Source organism: Microbacterium phyllosphaerae, from assembly GCF_050628115.1.
Taxonomy (GTDB): Bacteria; Actinomycetota; Actinomycetes; order Actinomycetales; family Microbacteriaceae; genus Microbacterium; species Microbacterium phyllosphaerae_A.
On record NZ_CP192502.1, the window covers coordinates 1,105,981 to 1,125,248 of the forward strand.

The following is a 19,268-nucleotide window of genomic DNA, read 5'->3' on the forward strand; positions in this document are numbered from 1 at the left end:
ATGACCAAAGAACTCCGCCGTCTCAGCATCGTGATGCTGTTCATGTTCATCTCGCTCTTCGCGGCGACCAGTTGGATCCAGGTCGTCGAGGCCGATTCCCTCGCGCAGAACCCCAACAACCGCCGCACGCTGCTCGACAGCTACGAGATCCAGCGCGGGTCGATCATCGTCGACGACGTCGCGATCGCCTCCTCCACCCCGTCGGATGACAAGTACCAGTTCCAGCGCGTCTACACGGATGCCTCGGTCTGGGCGCCCGTGACCGGGTACTTCAACCCGGCTCTGCAGTCGGCCACCGGCATCGAGCGGGCCATGAACGCCGACCTCTCCGGTACCGGATCGAGCGCGTTCTTCGCCGAGATCGAGCGGATCCTGTCGGGCCAGCCGCAGAGCGGATTCAGCGTCGAGCTGTCGCTCGACACGGCCGCGCAGACCGCGGCATACCAGGCCCTCGACGGACTCAACGGGGCGGTCGTGGCGATCGAGCCGAAGACCGGGCGCATCCTCGCGATGGTCTCGACCCCCGGATTCGACACGAATCAGCTCGCGACCCACGACGCGGATGCCGCGAACGCGACCTACGACCAACTCGTCGACGATCCCACCAAGCCTCTGTCGAACCGGGCGATCGCCGGCGACCTCAACCCTCCGGGGTCGACGTTCAAGCTCGTCGTGGCGGCCGCAGCATACGAGTCCGGAAACTGGACTCCCGACTCGACCCTGCCGAACCCCGCGCGGTACACCCTCCCCGGCTCCACGAACACCGTGGCGAACGCGTGGGGCGGCACGTGCGGCAGCGGCGACACCGTGACGATCTCCGAGGCCATCCGACTGAGCTGCAACATCCCGATGGCCGAGCTCGCCGTCGAGTTGGGCGACGACGCGATCCGCGAGATGGCGGAGAAGTTCGGCTTCAACAAGAGCTTCTCGACGCCGCTGGAATCCACGCCGTCGAGCTACCCCCGGGCGCTCGACGACGCCCAGACCGCGCTCACGGGCTTCGGCCAGGGACAGGTCACCGCGACTCCGCTGCAGATCGCGATGGTCGCGGCCGGAATCGCCAATGACGGCGTCGTCATGAACCCCCGTCTGGTCGACACCGTGATCGGCAACGACCTGTCGGTGGTCAGGGCGTATGACGACTCCGAGTTCGGCCGCGCGTTCGATGGCACGATCGCCGATCAGATCACGGCCTCCATGGTCGCCAGCGTCTCGAACGGGGCTGCGCAGGGTGCAAGAATAGACGGGGTCGATGTAGCCGGGAAGACCGGCACGACCGAGAACGGGAACAAGCCTTACACGTTGTGGTTCACCGGCTTCGCGCCGGCGGACGACCCCGAGGTGGCAGTAGCGGTCCTCGTCGAAGACGGCGGCGGGCAAGGGCAGTCAGGATCCGGCGACACCATCGCCGCTCCGATTGCAAAGAAAGTCATAGAGGCGGTGCTGGGCAGATGAGACCGACGCAGGGTGTGTCGTTCGGTGGTCGCTACGAGCTGCAGTCGCGTATTGCGATCGGCGGCATGGGCGAGGTGTGGGAGGCGACGGATCACGTCATCGGACGCACCGTCGCCATCAAGATCCTCAAGGACGAGTACATGGGGGACCCCGGGTTCCTCGAGCGGTTCCGCGCTGAAGCGCGCCACGCCGCACTCGTCAACCACGAGGGCATCGCGAGCGTCTTCGACTACGGCGAGGAGAACGGCAGCGCCTACCTCGTCATGGAGCTCGTGCCCGGCGAGGCCCTGTCGACCGTTCTCGAACGCGACGGCGCGCTGAGCGCCGACAAGACGCTCGACATCGTCGCCCAGACGGCATCCGCTCTGCAGGCCGCCCACGCGGCCGGTCTCGTGCACCGCGACATCAAGCCGGGAAACCTGCTGATCACGCCCGACGGACGCGTGAAGATCACCGACTTCGGCATCGCCCGCATCGCCGACCAGGTGCCTCTGACGGCCACCGGCCAGGTCATGGGCACCGTGCAGTACCTCTCGCCGGAGCAGGCCTCCGGACACCCGGCCTCCCCCGCGACCGACACCTACTCGCTGGGAATCGTCGCGTACGAGTGCCTCGCGGGCAAGCGTCCGTTCACGGGTGAATCGCAGGTCGCGATCGCGATGGCTCAGATCAACGAGCAGCCCCCGCCGCTGCCGCCGACGGTGCCGATCCCGGTGCAGAACCTCGTCATGGCGATGATCGCCAAGAAGCCAGCCGATCGTCCGTCCTCGTCTGCCACGGTGGCGCGCGCGGCCCAGGCCCTGCGTCGCGGTGATCTCAACTCCGCGGCCATCGCCGTTCCGGCGATCGCGACCGGTGGTGTCGCCTCCGACGACGCCACCCGACTGCTCACGGCCTCGGGTGACGACGGCACGACCCGCATCCTCCCCACGACGGCTCAGCTCCCCACGGGAGAAGAGCTCGACGAGGACGGCGAGAAGAAGAAGAAGAAACGCAGCCCGTGGACGTGGCCGCTCATCGCTCTCATCGCCCTGCTGGTGATCGTGCTCGGTGGAACCGTCTTCGCGCTGATGAACCAGGGCGACGCCGACCCGAAGCCGACCGATTCGGCGACGACCAGCCAGACACCGAAGCCGACTCCGACGGACACGCCGACGGAGGAGCCCGAGCAGGTGAACGTCGACGGCCTCGGCCTCGAGGGCATGCAGTGCGAGGCTGCACGTACCGCTGCGGTCAATGCGGGCCTCCAGGCCGAGTGCGTGGTCGGCAACACCGTGGCTCCGAGCGCCAACCAGGTCGGGACGGTCGAATCGGTCACCCCCGGTGGGAATGTGCCTGAAGGGACGCTCCTCACCCTCACGACGTACAAGGAGCAGGTTCAGGTCGGCAAGCCGACCGGCACCCCGACCATCGCGGGCACCGCGACCGAGGGCCAGCCCGTCACGCTCAACTGGCCGAGCTTCGAGTGCCCGTCCGGCACACCGGCACGCTCCGCCTTCGAGGTGACGCTGACCAACGCGACGTTCTCGGGCGGCAACCCCGGCGAGTCGATCCGCAGCTTCGGTCCGAGCGTGCTGTCGACGCAGATCATCCCCGGCACCGCCGGTCAGAGCATCACGGCCACGTACCGCGTCTTCTGCGGAAGCGACATGCCGTCCGCTCAGTCGGACAGCATGCAGGGCGTGATCATCCTTCCGGCTACGCCGACTGACGGCGAAGACGAAGGCTGATCCGCCGCACGCAACGTAGTCTGGGACAATTCATCAGGTCGTATCAGGGGGTCAGTACGTGTCGACAGAGCAACGCGTTCTCGCGGGTCGCTACCGCGTCGACGAGCTCATCGGGCACGGTGGCATGGCGAAGGTGTACCGCGGGTACGACCTGACCCTCGGCCGCGCCGTCGCCATCAAGATCCTCGACCCCGAGCTCGCCCGCGACACCGCCTTCCGCACGCGCTTCCGTCTGGAGGCGCAGTCGGCATCCCGCATGTCCCACCCCTCCATCGTGCGGGTGTACGACGCAGGTGACCCCTCGACCACCGACAGCAGCACTGATGAGCCTCCGTACATCGTGATGGAGCTGATCAGCGGCACCCTGCTGAAGGACATCATCGCCAAGGGCCCGGTGCCCGTCGACGACGCCGTGCGCTACGTCGACGGCATTCTCGAGGCGCTCGACTACTCGCACCGCGCCGGGGTCGTGCATCGCGACATCAAGCCGGGCAACGTCATGGTCACCGACAAGGGCCAGGTCAAGGTCATGGACTTCGGCATCGCCAGAGCCGTGTCCGACTCGTCGTCCACCGTCGCCGAGACCACGCAGATCATCGGCACGGCCGCGTACTTCTCGCCCGAGCAGGCCAAGGGCGAGCCTGTCGATGCACGGGCAGACCTCTACTCGACGGGTGTGGTGCTCTACGAGCTGCTCACGGGACGCCAGCCGTTCCGCGGCGAATCCCCTGTGGCCGTCGCCTATCAGCACGTCAGCGAGACCCCGGTCCCGCCGACCGAGGTGAACGAGGACTCCCCCGGAGCCCTCGACCCGATCGTGCTGCGCGCGCTCGCCAAGGATCCGTACCAGCGTTACCCGGATGCTGCGCACTTCCGCGCCGCGCTGGACTCTGCGGTCTCGGGCCACGCGCCGAGCCGCAAGGAGCTCGGTGCTCTCACGAGCGAGCTCTACGGCCCCAGCCCGCGAGCCGCGCAGGAGACGGCCCGCTCGCTGCGACAGCTCAGCACCGACACCACCATGGCGCGCACGCAGTCGGGTCCGCCCGTCGCGTGGATCTGGGCCGGCGTCGCACTGCTGGCCGTGCTGCTCGCATCCGTGCTCTTCTGGGTGTGGACGATCAGCATGCGCCCCGACGAGGTGCCGTCGAGCTCACGGGTCGTGCCGGATCTCGTCAACGTCTCATCCGAGCGCGCTCAGGAAGACTTGGGCAAGCTCGATCTCACGGCCAAGCTCGTGCTCGAATCGAGCAACGACATCGTCGAGGGCAACGTGATCCGCACCGATCCCGAGGGCGGCACGGCTGTCAGCGAGGGCGATTCCGTCACGGTCTACGTGTCGTCGGGCAAGGAGACGGTGGTGGTCCCCGTGTTGGAGGGCCTGTCGCTGTCCGCCGCCAAGGACGCACTGGCCGCCGCCGGGCTCCAACTCGGCACGGTGATACAACGCAATGACAAGGGCCTGGCGGCCGATACCGTCATGGAGGTGAGCGAGACCGCAGAGAGCGAGGTCGCGCCGAAGACGGTCGTGAACCTCGTCGTCGCAAGCGGTCGCGTCACGCTGACGGACGTCACCGGCTGGACGATGGAGGCCGCCCAGGCCGAACTCGAACGCATCGGCCTGACCGCGAGTCCCGTCGAGTTGACGGACTGCGCGCCGACGAACCCGCCCACCGTGGCGTCGATGTCGGCCGCCCCCGGTGATGTGGCGATCGGCTCGACCGTCGAGCTCCGCTACTGCGTCGCCGCGGGCTGATCAGGCTCGCGACAGCGGATGCAGATCGGCTGAGCGCGCGACGGCATCGCCGTCGCCGCACAGCTCGAGCCAGTTGGCGAGCAGCCGGTAGCCACCCTCGGTGAGCACACTCTCGGGGTGGAACTGCACCCCGAGGATGGGCAGCTCGGTATGGGCGAGCGCCATCACGGTTCCGCTCTCGGTGCGGGCGGTGACGACCACGTCGTCCGGGAGAGCCGATTCGGCGAGCGCGAGCGAGTGATAGCGTCCGACGGCGAACGGCGAGGGGATGCCGGTGAACAGCGCCGAGCCGTCGTGGGTGGCCTGCGACACCATGCCGTGCATCAGCTCAGGTGCCTCGGTCACCGGAGTGCCGAACGCCTCGCCGATCGCCTGGTGCCCGAGGCACACGCCGAGCAACGGCATCCGGAGTCGCGCTGCGATGCGCACGGCGTCGAGCGATGCTCCGGCATCTGCGGGCCGTCCGGGCCCGGGCGAGAGCATGAGGGCATCGAACCCGGCGAGCAGCTGCTCGAGTCCGGTGGCGTCCGTGGCATCCGCCTCGATCAGAGTCACGTCAGCGCCGAGCTCGCGGAGGTACCCGACGAGCGTGTGCACGAAACTGTCGTGGTTGTCCACGACGAGCACGCGGATCATTCGAGGTCGACCTCACCCGGCGTGATCAGAGGGCTCACCCAGGGGAACACGAACCAGAACAGTCCGTAGAGCACTGCCCCGATCAGCACGAGCAGGAAGAACAGCTTGAGCCACCACGGACCGGGCAGCAGGCGCCAGAGTGCGGCGTACATGGGTCGTCTGGTTCCGTTCGGCTAGATCGACGGCGCAGCCGGCGGAGGGGGCGGGTCGGTGAGGGCCGCGGGCGGACCCTCGGCGCGGGGCTGGAAGCTCTCGTACACCCCGTAGGCGACGATGCGCTCGGCGAGCGAGTAGAGAGGGGAGCAGGCGGTCAGAGTGATGTACTTCTCGCCGGTTGCGACTCCGGGCATCTGCGGAACGTCGAGGAGCACTTCGGTCTGCGTGGGCTTGACGTATTCGAGAGTGCGGAAGCGGTAGGTGAACCAGCCGTCGGGTGTCTCGACGACGATCGCGTCGCCGACCTGCAGCTTGTCGAGCTGGTTGAAGGGCTTGCCCCAGGTGGTGCGGTGGCCGGCCATGGCGAAGTTGCCGACCTCACCGGGCATCTTCGAATCCGTGTAGACGCCGATGCCGAGCTTGTCGAGCGTGCGGGCACGGCTGGTGCCCCCGTAGATACCGACGTTGTACTCGGATCCGAATCGCGGCACGTGCATCTGGCCCAGCAACTGAGTGTCGGCCGGAGGCGCCGGGATGACGGGCTCGTACGTCGTCGTTCCGTCGTCGCTCGCGACGACCGGAGGAAGCTCGGGCGCGGGTCCGCTCGCCCATTCCTGCGAGACAGCCGCGCCTTCGTCGTTCTTCTGAGCGCTGATGATGATGTCGCCGATCCACATCTGCCACGCGACGAACAGGAGCACCAGCACGCCTGCGGTGAGCAGGAGCTCACCGAGCACGCTCGTGAAAGTGGCGCGCGATCGAGGGCGGCGACGGTGTGCACGTCGCTCCCCCGAGACGACGGATGCAGTCATGGCGCGATCTTATCCCTCTACCCTGAAGTCCAGCCGTGGTCGCCCGATTCTCCGTGGGATATATGACTTTTGGGTACACTGTGGGAATGGCACGCGACCGCAAGACCGAAGAACCCGAAGCTCCTCGCAGCGAAGGCGAAGCCGCACCCAATGCCGTGTGGTTCAAGCCGGTGATGGTTGGCTTCATGCTGCTGGGTCTTGCCTGGATCCTCGTGTTCTACATCTCGGGCATGCAGTTCCCGATTCCGGGTCTCGACAACTGGAACCTCGCGATCGGCCTGGGCATCGCCCTGATCGGCTTCCTCATGACCACCCGCTGGCGCTGACGCCGGCTCCACCTCTTCAGAAGGCCCCTCTCGCTCCGGCGGGAGGGGCCTTCTGCTGTTCCGCCGATGGCGCAGTTATCCACAGGTTATCCCCAACATGGGGAGAATTACACAGATGTTATTCACACCCGTTAACAACCCTGTTAACAACCCTTGATCAGGAGTAAACGGTCGCGATCAAGAACGGAGGCAGGAACGCGACGATCAGAACAAGCGCCACGACGACCGCTGCCAGGAGCACGATCTGCAACGTTCTCTGCTCTCGGCGCCGCGTGCGGGTGAGGATGAACGCGACGAGCGCACCGACGATCACACCGCCGAGGTGAGCCTGCCAGGCGATGTTCTGTTGGAAGACGAACCCGATGACGAAGTTGATGCCGAGGATGACGAGAATCCCGGTCACGTTCGCGCCGATGTGTCGGCCGATGATGAGCAGGGCAGCCATCAGGCCGAAGACCGCTCCCGAGGCGCCGACTGTGGCACCCGACGGGTCGAGCACGGCGAGCGCAACCGAGCCGCCGAGGCCGCTGATCAGGTAGAGCGACAGGAATCGCACCCGACCGAGCATGGGCTCGAGGCTCTGCCCCAGCATCCACAGGGCGAGCATGTTCAGTGCGAGATGCAGGAACCCGCCATGAGCGAAGACGGCCGTGAGAAGTCTCCACGGCTCGAAGGGCAGGAGCGAGAGATCCGGGTACAGGTACCTCGGGGCGAACAGCAGCTGCTGCGTGAGGAGATCACCCACACCGGGGATCAGCTGAAGCAGCCCGATGAACGACGTGACCGCCAGCAGCACATAGGTGACGATCGGCCGGCCGCTGCGCACGGTGGCTGTCGCGGTGTTGCGGCCGCCCCAGCGGCGCTCCGCCTTCTTCTGGGCAGGAGTGCGATTCTTGCGCTCTGCGGCCATGCACTCGGGGCAGATGACCCCGACGGCCGCCTGGGTCTGGCACTCGGGGCAGATGGTGCGCAGGCACCGCTGGCAGAGCACGAAGCTCTGCCGATCCGGATGCCGGTAGCAGAAGTTGTCGCGGTTGTCCGCGAACTCAGGCGTCGTCATCCGGATCGGCCAGCGTCGGCGTCAGGCCGCGACGATGTCGATCGACTGCAGCACGACCGGCTCGATCGGGCGGTCGCCCGCTGCGGTCGGCACGGCGGCGATGGCGTCGACGACAGCCTTGGAGGCGTCATCGGCGACCTCGCCGAAGATCGTGTGCTTTCCCTGGAGCCAGGGGGTGGGGTCGGTCGTGATGAAGAACTGCGAGCCGTTGGTGCCCTCGGCCTTGCCGGTGATGGCGTTACGACGAAGGCCCGCGTTGGCCATGGCGAGGATGTAGGGCTCGTTGAAGTTGAGCTCCATGTTGATCTCGTCGTCGAAGTTGTAGCCGGGGCCGCCGACGCCCTGTCCGAGCGGGTCGCCGCCCTGGATCATGAAGTTCGGGATGATGCGGTGGAAGACCACGTCCGAGTAGAGCGCGCCCTCGCCCGGCTTACCGGTGGCGGGGTCGGTCCAGGGCTGGGTGCCGTCGGCAAGGCCGACGAAGTTCTTGACCGTCTTCGGAGCGTGGTCGCCGAAGAGGTTGATGACGATGTCACCGTGGTTGGTGTGCAGGGTTGCGACATGAGAAGCGTGAGCCATGCACTCATTCTCGCAGAGCTTCCCATGAGTTGGCCCGCCACTACCGCTGTTCACCCCTCGGCGCAAGGGTTCGGCGATTCCCTCCCCCCATCCAGGGTCGCGTGGCAAGATGGGGAACCCGTACTCCAATCGACAGGAGAGCATCGTGAGCATCAGCCGCAAGCGGAAGAAGGAACTGCGTCGTCTTCAGGCCGACGCTAACCAGCTGTGGGAGAACCAGCAGGTCCTGGTCGGCCACGCCGCCGACGTCGCCCGCGAGGCCGGACGCCAGCTCGGCCACTTCGGCCGCGAGCAGGTCGGTCCTGTCGTGCAGGACACCTACAACCGTCGCGTCGCGCCGGTCGTCGACCGCGGGGTGCGCTTCGGGCACCACGTCGTCGATGACAAGGTCGTTCCGATCGTCGGCGGCGTCGTCGGCACCGCGCTCACCGCGTGGGACGTCGCGAACGCCAAGCGCGAGGGCGTGGTCAAGAAGGTCAAGAAGGCCACCCAGCCCGAGCCCAAGGGCCCGAGCGTCGGTTCGGTCATCGCCCTGATCCTCGGAGTCGCCGCCGCTGCGGGAGTCCTCTACGCCGCCTGGCAGGCGCTGCGCGCCGATGACGAGCTCTGGGTCGCAGACGACCCGCTCTCCGCTCCCGACGCGTGACCTCGACATCGGAGTCCCCGGCCGCTGAGCCGGGTGATCTCCATGCTCGGGTGAGAGATGCCGCGGCTTCACGCGGCCTCGACATCGAGATCCGTGAGCGGCCCGCCGCTCGCAGTCTCTTCGAGGCCGCGGAGCTGCTCGGCATCCTGCCCTCCGGGATCGTGAAGACGCTCGTCGTCAAGCGATCCGACGACACCTACCTGTTCGCGCTGGTACCAGGCGGCCGGTCGATCTCGTGGCCCAAGCTGCGCGCCATCGTCGGTGTCAACAAGCTCCGTCTGCCCGAGCCCGATCTCGCCCTCGCGGCGACCGGTTATGAGCGCGGCACGATCGTCCCGATCGGCAGCACCACCGACTGGCCCGTATTCGCCGATGAGTCCATCGTGGGCCAGCGAATCGCCATGGGTGCCGGAGCACACGGGTACAGCCTCTTCGTCGACGCCGACGACCTCATCGCGGCCTACGGCGCGACCGTAGCCGACATCTCGGTGCCCGAAGAGCCCCGCGACTGACCTCTGTCGCGGGCTCTCGTCAGAGGATGCCGGCCATGCGCAGCGCGATGTCGACGAGCTTGACGCGCTGCAGATCGGCCACCGACTTGCGGGGGAACCACTCGGCCATGTCGGTGGATCCGTCGGTCTCGAAGCTCAGTTTGCCTCCGCTGACGGTCGCCCGGTAGACGATCCGCAGTGTGTGCAGCGGCTGATCAGAAGGGGTCACCCGCTGGCTCGCCGGGATCACGCGCGAATGGATGCCGAGCAGCTCGCCGACCTTGACCGTATAGCCGGTCTCCTCCCGGAGCTCTCGCCGAACCGCGTCCTCGGGCGCCTCGCCGGGCTCCAGCCCGCCGCCGGGCATGGTCCAGGCGACTCGGCGCCCCTCGATCCAGCGCGCGAGAAGTATGCGTCCGTCGTCATCGGTGACGACCGCGTATGCCGCGACCCGCATGTCCATGCCCTCACCCTAACGCCACGCCGCTGCCCTCACGCGACCTGTGTCGGCAGACTCCTGCCGGGCGCCCCCGCATCGATCAGGAATCGAGAAGCACGGCCGGTTGCGGCATCCGTAGTGTGAGGTTCATCGCAGTCCACCCCCGTGAAAGGAGTCGGCCATGGCTGACAAAGAGAACAACTTCAGTGCCGAAGAACGCGAGGCCATGAAGGAGGCTGCTGCGGACAAGCGCAAGTCGCGTTCGCGGGCGAAGAAGACCCCCGAAGAGGTGCGCGCCGAGGGTGTCGCCGATCTCGAGGCGGCCATCGCGAAGCTGCCCGATGACAAGGATCGCGAGCTCTCGCTGGCACTGCACGCGCTCGTGACCGAGGTCGCCCCCGAACTGATGCCGCGCACCTACTACGGCATGCCGGCGTGGGGCAAGGACGGCAAGGTGCTCTGCTTCTTCCAGCCGGCGAGCAAGTTCAAGGTCCGTTACGGCACCTTCGGTTTCGAGCCGATCTCGCACCTCGACGACGGCACCATGTGGCCGACCGCGTACGCGCTGCTCGACCTCACAGCCGCGAACCGCACCGTGCTCGCCGAGCGCATCCGCCTCGCGGTGAGCTGAGTCGCCGTTCCCGGGCGGCGGCCCGCGCAGTAGCGTGGATGCCGTGAGCACACTGCCGTTCCCCGCCTCCGTGTACGCCGCCCGACTCGACCGCGCAGCATCCCTCGCCGCCGACGCCGGTCTCGAGGGGATCATCGTGGGTCCTGGGCCCGACCTGCAGTATCTAGTCGGCGTCGAGGGTGACACGATCGAGCGGCTCACCGCCCTGGTGCTCGGACCTGGTCTCGCACCCACGATCATCGTTCCGCGAATGGAGCTGGCGAAGGTCAGGACTACGGCCGCGGGCGAGCTCGGTCTCGCGGTGTCCGACTGGGTCGACGGCGAGAACCCGTACGACCTCGTGGCCGCAGCCCTCGGCACGGTCTCCCGCGTCGGTGTCTCCGACGCCCTGCCTGCCCTGCACGTGATCCCGATCGCCGAGCGGATCGGTGTGAGCGTCGAGCTCGCGACTCCCGTGCTGCGCGAAAGCCGAATGATCAAGGATGCTGCCGAGATCGCCGAGCTGCGGCGGGCCGGCGCGGCCATCGACGCTGTGCACCGGCGCGTGCCGGAGTGGCTGCGCGCCGGGCGCACCGAGCGAGAGGTCGCCGCGGACATCGCCGAAGCGATCGTCGCCGAGGGCCACCGCACGGTCGAGTTCGTGATCGTCGGCTCCGGTCCGAACGGTGCAGATCCGCATCACGAGGTGTCTGATCGAGTGATCGACGACGGCGACATCGTGGTCGTCGACATCGGGGGAGCCGTGCCGAGCGGGTACAACTCCGACAGCACCAGGACCTACGTCGTCGGAACGCCCGACAGTGACGCTGCCGAGCGGATCGCCGTGCTCGTGCGCGCGCAGCAGGCCGCCGTCGACGCCGCTCGCCCCGGCGCGACTGCAGAGGGGGTGGATGCCGCCGCTCGACGGGTCCTGGCGGATGCCGGGCTCGGCGAGGCGTTCCTGCACCGCACGGGCCACGGCATCGGCGTCTCTGTGCACGAGGAGCCGTACATCGCACCGGGCAACGACCTGGTGCTGCGCGAGGGCATGGCGTTCAGCATCGAGCCCGGCATCTACTTCGCAGGGGAGTGGGGTGCGCGCATCGAGGACATCGTCGTCGTGACGACCGACGGGTGCGAGCGGCTGAACGTCGCACCGCACGATCTCAGAGCCGTCTGACCGCACGCAGCAGGCCTACGACAGAGGCCGCCCACCCCCGGGGACGGGGTGGGCGGCCTCTCTTTCTGGGGAGCGGGGCAGAGGCTACGCCTCCACGCGCCGGCGGCGCATCACCAGCACGCCGCCTGCTGCGAGGAGAAGGAGGAGCACGACGATCGCCGCGATCGGGACGACACCTCCGGTGCCGGCGAGTCCGCCGCCTGCGGAAGCCGCAGCCGTGACCGTGAGAGGCGCTTGCGCACTCAGATCGGATGCTGCGCCGACGGCGATGAGCGTGTGGGCACCCACCTCCGCGTTCGCGGGCACCGTCACCTGGATGCGGAAGGCACCCGTTCCGTCGGCAGTCGCCTGACCCAGTCGGATCGGCTCGGAGTGGAGCGTGATCGTGACGACCTCGCCCGCGCCGAACCCGCGACCCGTGATCTCCAGGCTTCCGCCCTGGACCACGCTGCTCGCTCCGATCACGAGCTCCGCGTCGAGCACCGGAGTGCTCCGCACGTCGATCGTCAGCGGCATCGACTCAGACGGGCGGAAGGCACCGGGGTCGGAGGGGACGAACCGCGCCACGAAGGTGTGCTCGCCCGAGGTCGCGATGGTGACATCGGCCGTGGCGGTGCCGGCCGAGACGCTCGCCGATCCGACGACCTGGTCGCCCTCGAGGAACTCGACCGTGCCGGCGGCGCCCGCGGGCTTCACCGTGGCGATCAGCGGGATCGACTCGCCCGCTACCGGGTCGTCCGACCCCGAGGCGAGCGTCACCGATGTGTTCTTCGGAGCAGAGGGATCACCGACGACCAGGAGCGACGCCCTCGCCTCGACCTTCGACACGTCACCGACAGCGACCACGGGGTGATCCCCGTCGACGGCACCCGCCGGCACGACGATGTCGCCGCTGATCTCGCCATCCTGCCCGGCCTCCACGATCACCGGTTCAGCGTCGTCGATGCGGATCGAGACGCTCTCCCCCGGCGCGAAGCCGGTGCCCGTGATCGTGACCGTCTCTCCGGGTGCCGCCTGAGCGGGTGCCTGGATCTCGGGTGCGTACTCGGGCTCGGGATCGACCACCGCGATCTGCAGCTGCGCGTCGGCGGACTTCACACCGTCGTCCGCCGTGATCGTCACCGTGTATGTGCCGGCCTCGGCATAGGTGTGCGTTCCGGTGATCGTGCCGTCCAGGATCTCGGCATCGGCGACGGGTGATCCGTCGCCCCAGTTGACGATCGCCGACGTCTCACCGGCGCCACCGATGATCGTCGCCAGTTCGGCGTCGAACTCCTCACCGGTGATCTGACCGTCCACCGTGCCCGCAGTGACCGTGAGGTCGGCGGTCGCCGAACGGTCGCCGTCGGAGGCGAGGGCGAAGATGTGCACGCGGCCGTCGTTGAGCTGTCCCGGCTCCTTCGGCATCGTGAGCGATTCGACCACCTTCGGCGCACCGCCTCCGTCGACCGCGAGGGCTATCGGTGCCGTCGCGTAGATCGCCGTGTTCTTCACGCTCGACTCGGCACCGGTTCCCGAGAGCCGCCCCTCGGAGATCGTGAGCACCGTGTTGCCCTTGTAGGGGTTTCCGGATGCTCCGACCCAGTCGCCCAGGCTGATCATCACCTTCTGTTCCGTGCCGTCGGTGAAGTGCAGCGTCGCCTCGGAGTCGCGGTTGCTCTCGGTCGCGGTCCCGATGAACGCGATCTGCGTCGCACCGGAGCCGAGCGACACACGCACGTCCTGTCCCTCACCCGTGATGTTGTCCGGTGCGCCCGCGGGCACCGCCGGGAGGTCGTACGTCAGCGTCGTGCCGGGCACCGTGAGGGTGTCGCCCTGAACGAAGCCGTCGGCGTTGACCTTGTCGCGGAAGTACCCGTGGCCCTGCGAATCGCAGTTCGCCGCGGTGACTCCCAGGTCGCCGATGCAGACGTTGTTGAACGCTCCGATGAACGTCTCGTCGCGGTAGGCGGTGACGGTGGCCGTGGCCTGCGCCATCGCGCCGTTCGAGTCGCGTACCGTCACCACGGCCGAGTACGTGCCGGGGGCAGTGAAGGTGTGCGGAGCGCTCACCTTCCATCCGCCCAGCGCATCGCGGGTCAGCGTCACGTCCGTGACCTCGACGCCGTCGCCGTAGTCCACCGTGACGTCATAGCCCGACGCATCCGTCTCGGTGCCGACGACCGTCGCGAGCGAGCCGGTGAACTCGGTGTCCACCGCCACCCGCTGCGGAGCGCCTGCCGCGACGGAGAGTCCGTCGGCCGATGACGCCGAGGCGAACAGCTCGACCTCCGACAGCGACAGTGAAGCGCCGTCGGTCTTCGCCGTCAGCTTGACGCTCGTATAGCCGCCTGTGCCCTTCGCCGTGAACGGCCGGGTCTGCGAGTCCCAGGTGAAGGTCTCGCCCTCTCGACTGTCGAGCTCGGTCCAGGTGGTGCCGTCGATCGAGCCGGAGAGCGTCCAGCTCGACGGCGCACTGCCCTTCGCCGCACTCGTCAGCGTGTACTGGCCGATCGAGACGGGCCCGGACTGCGAGGTCCAGACGAGTTCGGCGGTGTCGCCCGCGAACGTCACGGTGGAGTTCATGTTGTCGTCGACGAGGGATCCGACGGGGGTGCCGTCGGATGCCGCGAGAGCGCCACGACCCGGCTTGGTCGCGTCGACCAGGGTCGTCGGGATCACGAGGTCCTCGTCGAGGTCCTTCGCGCCCCACGCCGACGGGTCTGCGCTCATGGTGAAGTCGAGCGTGCCACCGGCGCGCAGCAGGTCTCCGTCGAAGGTCGTCTCGTCGATCGGCGTGCCGTTGATGCTCACCCCTGCCACGTAGTCCTTGCCCGACGATGCGCCGGAGGCGTTGATCACGAGGTCGGAGCCCCCCAGCGAGAGCGTCGCGCTGTCGAAGAGCGGTGTGCCGATCGTGTAGTCGCCCGAGCCCACCTCCAGCGGGTAGAAGCCCAGTGCCGAGAACACGTACCAGGCCGAGAACTCGCCGTTGTCCTCATCACCCGGGTAGCCCTGTCCGATGTCCGAACCGACGAAGAGTCGGTCCTGGATGTCGCGGATAAGCTCCTGCGCCCCCGACGGGTCTCCTGCCTCTGCGAGCACGTAGGGGATGTGGTGCGCGATCTGGTTCGACATCCCCAGCATCCCGAGCCGCACGTCTCGTGCCTCTCGCGCCTCGTGGATGCCGGAGTAGTCCGCCTTCTCACGCACGGTGAGGAACTGGTGCATCACGTCGACGAGCTCCTGTCGTCCGCCATAGAGGGCGGCGAGTCCGTCGACGTCGTGCGGGGCGTGGAAGCCGAAGGTCCAGGCGCTCGCCTCGGTGAACGCTCCGCCCCAGGCCTTCTTGTCGAAGTCCGCACCCGACGTCCAGGAGCCGTCGGCGTTGCGCGAGGTGAAGGTACCCGCCTCGGGGTTGTACATCTCGACGTAGTGCTCGGCACGGGCCTCGAAGTACGTCGCCTCCTCCTTCAGCTGCTCGACGCGCTCGGCAGGGGTGTTCGGATCTTCGGAGAGGGCCTTCGCCATCTCCGCGATGCCGAAGTCGTTGATGTACCCCTCGAGCCCCCACGATGCACTCTCGTGCGTCGTCTCCTCGGTGTACCCGAGGAAGATCGACTGCGCGAGACCCTTTCGTCCCACGGCATTGGATGCCGGGAGCACCGTGGCGTTCTTCACTGCGGCGTCGTACGCCTCGAGCGCCGTGTCGGTCGTGAGCGCACCCGCGAGGTACGCGTCGGCGAAGGCGACGTCGGAACTCGTGCCCGTCATCAGGTCGGCGTAGCCGGGAGACGACCACCGCGCGACCCAGCCGCCGTCGCGATACTGCTGCACGAAGCCGTCGACCAGTTCTTCCGTGACGTCCGGGTACAGCAGGGAGTAGAGCGGCCAGGCTGTGCGATAGGTGTCCCAGAAGCCGTTGTTGACGTAGATCTTGCCGTCGACGATCTTGGCATTGGTCTGGGTGTCGGATGCTGCTCCGGCCGTCGCTGACACCGGGCTCGCGTACTTGTAGACCGGGTCGGCCTCGGTGCCGGTGTTCTCGAACTGCGAGTTCGGGTAGAGGTTCAGGCGGTACAGGCTCGAGTACAGGGTGACGAGCTGCGTGTCGCTCGCGCCCACGACATCGTGCACCACGCCGAGGCGATCGTTCCAGGCATCCCGCACGGCGGCGTGCGCCTGGTCGAACGAGACTCCGTCGAGCTCGAACTCGTGATTCTTCTCCGCCTGGTCCTGCGAGATGAACGACGACGAGAGCCGAAGCTCCACGGTGCGGTCGGTCGTGGTGTCGAAGGCCGCGTAGCGAGCTGTGCCGTTGCGGTCGCCCTGGGTGGTCGCCCCGGCCGTCGCCGGCTCTCTGTCGAACGTTCCGTAGACGAACATGCGCGTGCGTCCGGGCCATCCGGATCCGCCGTCGACCCATCCTGAGACGGTGTCGCCGCTGATCGTCAGCTTCGACGAGTTCACGAGCTGATCGATGAGGATCGAGCTCGTGTCGCCGGTGAACTCGAAGCGGTAGATCGCGCCGTGGTCCGTCGCCGTGACTTCGGTCCGGATGCCGTTGTCGAAGTCGACGGAGTAGATGTCGGGCCGCGCCGTCTCGTTCTCGTGGTGGAACGTGAGCTTTCGATCGTTGAGCGATGAGGTGGGGTTGCCGTTCGCCGCAGGCAGCACCGCGATCTGGTTGCGGTCTCCCATCCAGATGCTCGGCTGGTGCGAGAACCCGATGCCGTTGAGGGCAGGAAGGTTCTGCGCGTTGTTCGCCCGCTGGTACTGGTAGATCGTGCCGACGTTGTCGGCGTTGGTCATCGGGGTGATGAAGTTGAAGCCGTTGGGCCAGGCGGTCGCGGGAAGATTGTTGCCGCGCGAGAAGCCGCCGGTCGAGTTGGTGCCTCGGCGCGTGTCGACGTACGACACGAGTCCGTCGGTGTCGTCGCGCTGCTCCGCCGCACCGATCGCGACGTCGTCGAGCCAGCCGCTGAAGGCCGTGGCGCTCGTGGGAACCTCGACACCCTTCACATCGGTTCCGGGGTGGTCGTAGCTGAAGACGATGTCATCGACAGTGCGCCCGGCGAATTGTCCGAGATCGACGGTGACCTTGTTCCACTGGTTCGGCCAGAGCACGTTGGCCTGACCCTGCTGCCGCGCATTCGCACCGTAGCCGTACGAATCGACAGCCCCGCTGGTCGAGAGCCGGGCGCCGTCGTCGAACGTGAGGTCGACGGCCACGAAGGTGGCGGCGTAGGTCTGCTCGCCGTCGAGCACGGGGAAGACGAGGTATGAGAGCTCGCTGTCGCCCTCGACCGCGATGTCGACGCCGTCATAGAGGATGCTCGTCGACGACGCGGGTCCGGCGTCGAGGTGGCGGCCGACGTACTGCAGCGCCTTCGTGCCGGTGAAGCCGACACCGGTCTTGGCGGTGTCTGAGCTCGTGGGGCCGTTGCCGATCTGCAGCATCAAGTCGGATGCCTCGGGCGTCGCGCCCGCCACGGCGATCGGCTCCCACCCCGCGAGCTGCACGATGTTCTTGCTCGGGGTCTTCGTGGCGAGCACGTCGAGCCGGTAGTAGAGGTACTCGGTGCTCGGAGTCGCGAGCGTGAAGGTGCGCGTCTCGCCTCGGCCGGAGAAGAGCTCTCCACTGCGCTCGTCGACGGTCACCCAGTCTGTGCCGTTCGCCGAGCCCTGCACCCGGAAGTCCTTCGGGTCGCGGTCGGGCTCGTCATTGCCCGAGGTCAGTGTGTAGCTCGTCATCGGCTGGGGCGCTGCCAGTTGGTACTGCACCCATGCCTTGTTCGTGAAGGCGAGCCATTTCGACGCCGAGTTGCCGTCTGCGACGAATGCGGCGGCCTCGTTGGGCGTGTTCTGCGCCGAGGCGGTCACGGCGGTGACGCTGCCGAGCACGCTTCCCGGTGTGAAGCGGCTCCCGGTGACGTTGACGGCCGCGCCCGTACCCGCGAGTGCCGGGACCGTGTCAGCGGCTTCGAATGACGACGAGAACATCGTCTCGCCTGGCGCGGCCGATGCCGAGATCGGCGTCAGCATGGCCAGGCCGACCGTGGCGGCGACGCCGGCGGCCGTCCATGAACGGCGGACGGATCGTGCGTTCCTGGGGCTGGGGACCCTCATGGTTGCTCCTCTGAACTCCACTGCAGTGTGTCGTCTGTCTGTCGCGGACCGTCTGAGATGCCGCGTGACGATATGACATCGCTGTCATATGATGAGGACGCTATCACAGCGTCCAGGAAGCGGGGAAGAGCCGTCTGCGAAGACGCACCCGCGATAATGAGCTATCCACCCGCACGGGGAGGGGACGAGGGGACGCATGAACCGAACCGACGCAGGCGCCGGCGCACCGCGGCCGACCCTCGCTCAGGTCGCCGCGCGTGCTGGCGTGAGCCTGAAGACGGCGTCTCGTGCGCTCGGCGGAGAGTCGTACGTCAGCGAGAAGACCCTCGCCAGTGTGCTGGCCGCCGCATCCGAACTCGACTACCAGCGCAACGCCGCCGCGAGCCTGCTCGCGAGCGGCCGGCTCGCCGATTCGATCGGGCTCATCACCGGAGACTTCACGAACCCGTTCTACTCCGCCCTCGCGCATGCGATCGAAGACGAGATCCGCACGCACGGCATGCACCTGTCGGTCGCGAACTCCCGGGAATCCGCCGAACAGGAGCAGCGCGTCGCGCACGACCTCGCCGACAGGCAGACAAAAGCCGTCATCACCGTCTCGGCGATGCCCGACCATTCCGAGTACTCGCAACTGCAGTCGCGAGGAATCCCGGTCGTGTTCGTCGATCGACCTGCCGAGAACCTCGCGGCGGACTCGGTCGTGTTCGACAACCGCGAGGGCGGGCGACTCGCTGCGCGGCACCTGATCGACGCCGGACACCGCCGCATCGCGTTCATCGGCGACTACGCCTGGCTTCCCACATATCGCCAGCGCCTGGCCGGCATGGGCGATGTGCTCGACGGCGCGGGGGCGCGGTGGCGCGATCTGCTGCGCACCGACGCGCACGACGTGCCGTCGTCACGAGAGTGCATGCGTGAGCTTCTCGCGCTCGAGGACCCGCCCACCGCGGTCGTCGCGGGAAACAACCGCATCCTACTCGGTGTGATGGAAGAGGTCGCTGCCGGTGACGATGCCCGCCGCCCCGCGGTGATCGGCTTCGACGAACCCGAGTGGGCTCGAGTGCTCGGCGTGAGCGTCGTCACAGGCAATGTCGAAGCGCTCGGCAGACAGGCGGCTCGCCTCGCGGTCGCCCGCCTGAGCGATCGCGCACGAGCGGTCGAGAACGTCGTCCTCCCGATGCGACTCATCGAACGGCGTTCCACCGCGAGCTGATCAGGACTCGTCCCCGCGCAGCATCCGCTCACGCGCACCGTCGGCCCTCCCGTCCATACGCGCGAGTCAAGACC

General features: G+C 67.6%; 16 protein-coding genes. 9 read left to right on the forward strand and 7 right to left on the reverse strand.

The window, feature by feature from the left end; all coding sequences use genetic code 11:
* The 3 genes from ACQ4LY_RS05030 to pknB all read left to right on the forward strand — a co-directional run bounded on the left by ACQ4LY_RS05030 (window position 1) and on the right by pknB (window position 4,938).
* Entirely contained in the window at window positions 1-1,455 is a 1,455-nt protein-coding gene (locus tag ACQ4LY_RS05030) for a peptidoglycan D,D-transpeptidase FtsI family protein (protein WP_431074934.1), read from the forward strand.
* Entirely contained in the window at window positions 1,452-3,185 is a 1,734-nt protein-coding gene (locus ACQ4LY_RS05035; RefSeq protein ID WP_431074935.1) for a protein kinase domain-containing protein, read from the forward strand. Before ACQ4LY_RS05030 ends, ACQ4LY_RS05035 begins: the two co-directional genes overlap by 4 nt.
* Before the next feature lie 124 nt (window positions 3,186-3,309).
* Complete coding sequence (gene pknB, locus ACQ4LY_RS05040; RefSeq protein ID WP_431075749.1) at window positions 3,310-4,938, forward strand: Stk1 family PASTA domain-containing Ser/Thr kinase; 1,629 nt, start codon at window positions 3,310-3,312, stop codon at window positions 4,936-4,938.
* On the opposite strand, the gene ACQ4LY_RS05045 is transcribed toward pknB, so the two are convergent.
* Genes ACQ4LY_RS05045 through ACQ4LY_RS05055 form a run of 3 tightly spaced genes read right to left on the reverse strand, consistent with a single transcriptional unit; the run spans window position 4,939 to window position 6,542 of the window.
* Window positions 4,939-5,574: an anthranilate synthase component II gene (locus ACQ4LY_RS05045; protein WP_431074936.1), complete on the reverse strand. Its 636-nt coding sequence runs from the start codon at window positions 5,572-5,574 to the stop codon at window positions 4,939-4,941.
* Window positions 5,571-5,726, reverse strand: coding sequence for a hypothetical protein (locus ACQ4LY_RS05050; RefSeq protein WP_431074937.1), 156 nt, complete (start codon window positions 5,724-5,726; stop codon window positions 5,571-5,573). Before ACQ4LY_RS05050 ends, ACQ4LY_RS05045 begins: the two co-directional genes overlap by 4 nt.
* A 21-nt stretch (window positions 5,727-5,747) precedes the next feature.
* Window positions 5,748-6,542, reverse strand: a complete 795-nt coding sequence (locus ACQ4LY_RS05055; protein ID WP_431074939.1) for a class E sortase — start codon at window positions 6,540-6,542, stop codon at window positions 5,748-5,750.
* Between the two features lie 86 nt (window positions 6,543-6,628).
* Between ACQ4LY_RS05055 and ACQ4LY_RS05060 the strand changes: the two genes are divergently transcribed.
* The gene (locus ACQ4LY_RS05060) at window positions 6,629-6,868 is read left to right on the forward strand and encodes a cell division protein CrgA (protein WP_056310927.1); all 240 of its coding nucleotides are present in this window, start codon (window positions 6,629-6,631) and stop codon (window positions 6,866-6,868) included.
* Window positions 6,869-7,025: 157 nt separating this feature from the next.
* Here ACQ4LY_RS05060 and ACQ4LY_RS05065 read toward each other — a convergent pair whose 3' ends face one another.
* Together ACQ4LY_RS05065 and ACQ4LY_RS05070 are read right to left on the reverse strand one after the other, a co-directional pair.
* Complete coding sequence (locus tag ACQ4LY_RS05065) at window positions 7,026-7,928, reverse strand: rhomboid family intramembrane serine protease (protein ID WP_431074940.1); 903 nt, start codon at window positions 7,926-7,928, stop codon at window positions 7,026-7,028.
* A gap of 21 nt (window positions 7,929-7,949) precedes the next feature.
* Window positions 7,950-8,507 carry a peptidylprolyl isomerase gene (locus tag ACQ4LY_RS05070; RefSeq protein ID WP_431074941.1) on the reverse strand — a complete coding sequence of 186 codons (558 nt, stop codon included), beginning with the start codon at window positions 8,505-8,507 and terminating at the stop codon, window positions 7,950-7,952.
* Window positions 8,508-8,652: 145 nt separating this feature from the next.
* Here ACQ4LY_RS05070 and ACQ4LY_RS05075 point away from each other — a divergent pair, with 145 nt between their 5' ends.
* Both ACQ4LY_RS05075 and ACQ4LY_RS05080 read left to right on the forward strand, forming a co-directional pair.
* A complete protein-coding gene (locus tag ACQ4LY_RS05075; RefSeq protein WP_056312058.1) occupies window positions 8,653-9,153 on the forward strand; it encodes a hypothetical protein in 501 nt (166 codons plus the stop codon).
* 50 nt (window positions 9,154-9,203) lie between these two features.
* Window positions 9,204-9,665, forward strand: a complete 462-nt coding sequence (locus ACQ4LY_RS05080; RefSeq protein WP_431075750.1) for an aminoacyl-tRNA deacylase — start codon at window positions 9,204-9,206, stop codon at window positions 9,663-9,665.
* 19 nt (window positions 9,666-9,684) lie between these two features.
* Here ACQ4LY_RS05080 and ACQ4LY_RS05085 read toward each other — a convergent pair whose 3' ends face one another.
* Window positions 9,685-10,107 carry an NUDIX hydrolase gene (locus ACQ4LY_RS05085; protein WP_431074943.1) on the reverse strand — a complete coding sequence of 141 codons (423 nt, stop codon included), beginning with the start codon at window positions 10,105-10,107 and terminating at the stop codon, window positions 9,685-9,687.
* A 157-nt stretch (window positions 10,108-10,264) separates the two neighbouring features.
* Here ACQ4LY_RS05085 and ACQ4LY_RS05090 point away from each other — a divergent pair, with 157 nt between their 5' ends.
* Together ACQ4LY_RS05090 and ACQ4LY_RS05095 are read left to right on the forward strand one after the other, a co-directional pair.
* Window positions 10,265-10,714, forward strand: coding sequence for a hypothetical protein (locus tag ACQ4LY_RS05090; RefSeq protein WP_431074944.1), 450 nt, complete (start codon window positions 10,265-10,267; stop codon window positions 10,712-10,714).
* Window positions 10,715-10,757: 43 nt separating this feature from the next.
* Window positions 10,758-11,873, forward strand: a complete 1,116-nt coding sequence (locus tag ACQ4LY_RS05095) for a M24 family metallopeptidase (protein ID WP_431074945.1) — start codon at window positions 10,758-10,760, stop codon at window positions 11,871-11,873.
* 84 nt (window positions 11,874-11,957) lie between these two features.
* Here ACQ4LY_RS05095 and ACQ4LY_RS05100 read toward each other — a convergent pair whose 3' ends face one another.
* Complete coding sequence (locus tag ACQ4LY_RS05100) at window positions 11,958-17,981, reverse strand: GH92 family glycosyl hydrolase (protein ID WP_431074946.1); 6,024 nt, start codon at window positions 17,979-17,981, stop codon at window positions 11,958-11,960.
* 196 nt (window positions 17,982-18,177) lie between these two features.
* On the opposite strand from ACQ4LY_RS05100, the gene ACQ4LY_RS05105 reads away from it, so the two are divergent.
* Complete coding sequence (locus tag ACQ4LY_RS05105; protein ID WP_431074947.1) at window positions 18,178-19,194, forward strand: LacI family DNA-binding transcriptional regulator; 1,017 nt, start codon at window positions 18,178-18,180, stop codon at window positions 19,192-19,194.
* The last annotated feature ends 74 nt before the right edge of the window (window positions 19,195-19,268 follow it).

Coding starts and splice junctions, on each gene's coding strand:
- ACQ4LY_RS05030 (WP_431074934.1), top strand. CDS start 1: ATGACCAAAGAACTCCGCCGTCTCAGCATCGTGATGCTGTTCATGTTC.
- ACQ4LY_RS05035 (WP_431074935.1), top strand. CDS start 1,452: ATGAGACCGACGCAGGGTGTGTCGTTCGGTGGTCGCTACGAGCTGCAG.
- pknB (WP_431075749.1), top strand. CDS start 3,310: ATGGCGAAGGTGTACCGCGGGTACGACCTGACCCTCGGCCGCGCCGTC.
- ACQ4LY_RS05045 (WP_431074936.1), bottom strand. CDS start 5,574: ATGATCCGCGTGCTCGTCGTGGACAACCACGACAGTTTCGTGCACACG.
- ACQ4LY_RS05050 (WP_431074937.1), bottom strand. CDS start 5,726: ATGTACGCCGCACTCTGGCGCCTGCTGCCCGGTCCGTGGTGGCTCAAG.
- ACQ4LY_RS05055 (WP_431074939.1), bottom strand. CDS start 6,542: ATGACTGCATCCGTCGTCTCGGGGGAGCGACGTGCACACCGTCGCCGC.
- ACQ4LY_RS05060 (WP_056310927.1), top strand. CDS start 6,629: ATGGCACGCGACCGCAAGACCGAAGAACCCGAAGCTCCTCGCAGCGAA.
- ACQ4LY_RS05065 (WP_431074940.1), bottom strand. CDS start 7,928: ATGACGACGCCTGAGTTCGCGGACAACCGCGACAACTTCTGCTACCGG.
- ACQ4LY_RS05070 (WP_431074941.1), bottom strand. CDS start 8,507: ATGGCTCACGCTTCTCATGTCGCAACCCTGCACACCAACCACGGTGAC.
- ACQ4LY_RS05085 (WP_431074943.1), bottom strand. CDS start 10,107: ATGGACATGCGGGTCGCGGCATACGCGGTCGTCACCGATGACGACGGA.
- ACQ4LY_RS05090 (WP_431074944.1), top strand. CDS start 10,265: ATGGCTGACAAAGAGAACAACTTCAGTGCCGAAGAACGCGAGGCCATG.
- ACQ4LY_RS05100 (WP_431074946.1), bottom strand. CDS start 17,981: ATGAGGGTCCCCAGCCCCAGGAACGCACGATCCGTCCGCCGTTCATGG.
- ACQ4LY_RS05105 (WP_431074947.1), top strand. CDS start 18,178: ATGAACCGAACCGACGCAGGCGCCGGCGCACCGCGGCCGACCCTCGCT.